This window comes from Enterobacter cloacae complex sp. ECC445, from assembly GCF_021892025.1.
Taxonomy (GTDB): domain Bacteria; phylum Pseudomonadota; class Gammaproteobacteria; order Enterobacterales; family Enterobacteriaceae; genus Enterobacter; species Enterobacter chengduensis.
This window is the reverse complement of the sequence record NZ_JAKLRZ010000057.1, coordinates 1-3,037: the sequence shown is the minus strand read 5'-3', so window position 1 is coordinate 3,037 and position 3,037 is coordinate 1. Positions and strand designations below refer to the sequence as shown.

The following is a 3,037-nucleotide window of genomic DNA, read 5'->3' as shown; positions in this document are numbered from 1 at the left end:
TTCTGTTTGGGGGGGGGGGGGGGGGGGGGGGGGCGGGGGCGGGGGCGCCCCCCGGCCCCCTACCCCCCCCCCCCCCGCCCCCCCCCCCCCCCCCCCCCGCCGCCACCGGGCAAATGTTCTCAGCTGTACTGCCGAACGCGCGCCACCAGATCTTCCACGCTGTCGATGCGGTCGGCAATGAGAATCAGCGCCTTGCCGAGCGTAATCGCGTGGCGCAGGCATTCGTGGCGCATGGCGTCATCCTGGATGGTGTCAATATCCGCCACGTGGGAAAGCCCGACGCTGCGGCGAATGAGCTCGGTGCCGCAGAAGCCAATGGCGTCATGCCAGACCTTTTTCAGGAACGCGGAGGCGTAGCCCGGCGCGCCGAGCGCGGCGTCGCGCGTTTTCTCATTGGCCAGCGCCTGGAAGCGCTCCGCGAAGGTATTCCAGAGTTCCTGAATATCGGTCAGGCGCTGCTCGCGCGCGGCGGCGGCATCGCGAATGCCCAGATGCCCAGGCAGGCCGCAGAAGTTGAGCAGCAGGTTGCCGATGGCGGTGCCGACGTCAAAGCCGATCGGCCCGAAATAGCCGAACTCGGCGTCGATGGCCTTCAGGCTGCCGTCCGCCACAAAAATCGACCCGCTGTGGATATCACCGTGCAGCAGCGCCTCGGCGTGCGAGAAGAAGCGGTGCTTCAGGGAGGCCACGGCAACCTTAAGCTGGGCGTCATCGCGCAGGGCGGCGACGTCACTTTCCAGCTCGACCGGGTAGCTGTTGCGTTCGTGGATCTGATACGGATCGTTAAAGAACAGATCTTCGGTGATCTCGCACATCTCCGGGTTGATGAATTTCGCCACCTGCGCTTTCTTCTCGTGCGGGTGCAGGTAAAAGTCGCTGGTATGGAACAGCGCGTGCGCGAGGTATTCACCCAGCTGACGCGCCGCCTGCGGGTAGTAATTATTTTTGATCAGCTCGCCGCGCCAGATGCGATGGCTGGAGAGATCTTCCATCACCATCACCGCCAGCTCCGGGTCGAAGTGGTGGATTTTCACGGTGTGCTGCGGGCTGTGCCGGTAGTGTTCGACCAGGGTTTGCGCCTCCAGACGGGCGCGGTCCAGCGTCAGCGGCCACGACTCGCCGACGCAGCGCACGTAGGGCAGCGCCTGCTTGACGATGATGCGGCTCACGCCCGCGCTGTCGAAGATTTTGAACACCAGATTGAGGTTGCCGTCGCCTACTTCCTGCGCCTCTACCAGCGATAACGGATCGTCAAGGCCGCCAAACTGCCTGGCATACTCCACGGCGTCCTGAGCGGTAAAGGTACGGTATTGCGACATGGCCTGCTCCTCACGAGATTGCTAATAAAGACATGTAGACGTCTATACATCTGGATTTCATCCTGACACAATGTGCTACAACAACGCAACAGGGAATTAACGACATGCAGACATTACAGACGACCAGCCTGCGGGTGGCGGATAATCAGCTCTTTATTCTCGACCAGCAGGCGCTTCCGCAGGAGAAACGCTGGCTGGAGGCCTCGACGGTGGAGGCGCTGGTGGGGCATATCCACGCTCTGCGGGTGCGCGGCGCGCCGCTGATTGGTCTCTCTGCAAGCCTGCTGTTGGCCCTGCTGGCGGAAAACGGCAAAAGCCGCGACGCGCTGGCGGTGGCGCTGGAAGCCCTGCGCGCGTCTCGCCCGACGGCGGTGAACCTGATGAACAACCTCGACCGCATGAAGCTGGCGCTCTGGCAGGAAGATTTCGTTTCGGCGCTGGTGGCGGAGGCGCTGCGCCTTATTGACGAAGACAAACGACTCTGTGACGCGATTGCGAAAGCGGGCAGCGCGCTGGTGAAGCCCGGCAGCCGCCTGCTGACCCACTGCAACACCGGCGGCCTGGCAACGGCGGGCGTCGGCACCGCGCTAGGCGTGATTACCCGGGCGCATCAGGAAGGCAACGTGAGCAACGTCTGGGTGGATGAAACCCGTCCGCTCTTACAGGGCGGCAGGCTGACGGCGTGGGAGCTCGGCGAGCTGGGGGTGCCGTATCAGCTTATTACCGATTCTATGGCCGCCAGCCTGATGGCGAAAGGGCAGGTAGACGCCGTGTGGGTGGGCGCAGACCGCATTGCGGCCAACGGCGACGTGGCGAACAAGATTGGCACCTATTCTCTGGCGGTGCTGGCGAAATTCCACGGCATTCCGTTCTACGTTGCCGCGCCGCAAACGACACTCGACCCGAACTGCCCGAACGGTGACGCGATCCCGATTGAGCAACGCGCCGCCAGCGAGGTGACGGGCGTCGCGGGGAGCTTTGGCGCGGTGCAGTGGTCGCCGGAAGACGCGCAGGTCTACAACCCGGCGTTTGACGTTACGCCTGCCTCGCTGATTAGCGGCTGGGTGCTGGATACGGGCGTGGTCACGCCGCAAGAGGTCGCGGAAGGGAAATTTGCCTGAGCCGGGCTATCCTTTTAGGGTTTCCCTTTAGAGGACATCATCGTGACGCTCGATCCTGAAACTGACTTAAAGCTGGAGCGCGTGGTGGATGCACCGCGCGACATGCTGTGGCTCTGCTGGACCACGCCAGAGCACATCAAAAACTTCTTCATTCCTGCTCCCCATAAGGTGACCGAATGCGACCTCGATCTGCGCGTGGGCGGGCGGTTCAACACCGTGTTTGAGGTGGACGGGCAGCGGATGGATAACCGGGGCGTCTTCCTGGAAATCGACCCGGGGAAAAAGCTGGTCTTTACCGACGGCTATACCGAAGGCTGGAAACCGGCCGAGAAGCCTTTTATGACGGCGATCCTGCTGTTGGAAGATGTGGGTGAGGGCAAGACCCGCTACACGGCTATAGCGCGTCACCCAACGAAGGAAATCCGCAAGCAGCATGAGCAGATGGGCTTCCACGAAGGGTGGGGGATTGTGCTGGATCAGCTGGTGGAGTATGTGAAAGGACTGGAGCGTTGAAGCCCGAGCGGCCTGATGCCCTTGTATGTTTAAAGTCACTTCAGTTACCCGTCAACAGACGGGTAAACTGTCACTGAGTTTGAC

Annotated in this window: 3 protein-coding genes; 2 read left to right on the top strand and 1 reads right to left on the bottom strand. The window is 62.2% G+C overall.

Annotation, left to right across the window (positions count from 1 at the left end; all coding sequences use genetic code 11):
* Positions 1 to 119 precede the first annotated feature (119 nt).
* Positions 120 to 1,319, bottom strand: coding sequence for an S-methyl-5-thioribose kinase (mtnK, locus tag L6R44_RS24795; RefSeq protein ID WP_237425699.1), 1,200 nt, complete (start codon positions 1,317 to 1,319; stop codon positions 120 to 122).
* Between the two features lie 104 nt (positions 1,320 to 1,423).
* Here mtnK and mtnA point away from each other — a divergent pair, with 104 nt between their 5' ends.
* Positions 1,424 to 2,440: an S-methyl-5-thioribose-1-phosphate isomerase gene (gene mtnA, locus L6R44_RS24790; protein WP_237425698.1), complete on the top strand. Its 1,017-nt coding sequence runs from the start codon at positions 1,424 to 1,426 to the stop codon at positions 2,438 to 2,440.
* A gap of 42 nt (positions 2,441 to 2,482) precedes the next feature.
* Positions 2,483 to 2,953 (top strand): SRPBCC family protein, encoded by a 471-nt coding sequence (locus L6R44_RS24785; RefSeq protein ID WP_237425697.1) that lies wholly within the window; start codon positions 2,483 to 2,485, stop codon positions 2,951 to 2,953.
* The last annotated feature ends 84 nt before the right edge of the window (positions 2,954 to 3,037 follow it).

Bases quoted from the DNA above. Each gene is read 5' to 3' on its own strand.
- mtnA (WP_237425698.1), top strand. From the start codon at position 1,424: ATGCAGACATTACAGACGACCAGCCTGCGGGTGGCGGATAATCAGCTC.
- mtnK (WP_237425699.1), bottom strand. From the start codon at position 1,319: ATGTCGCAATACCGTACCTTTACCGCTCAGGACGCCGTGGAGTATGCC.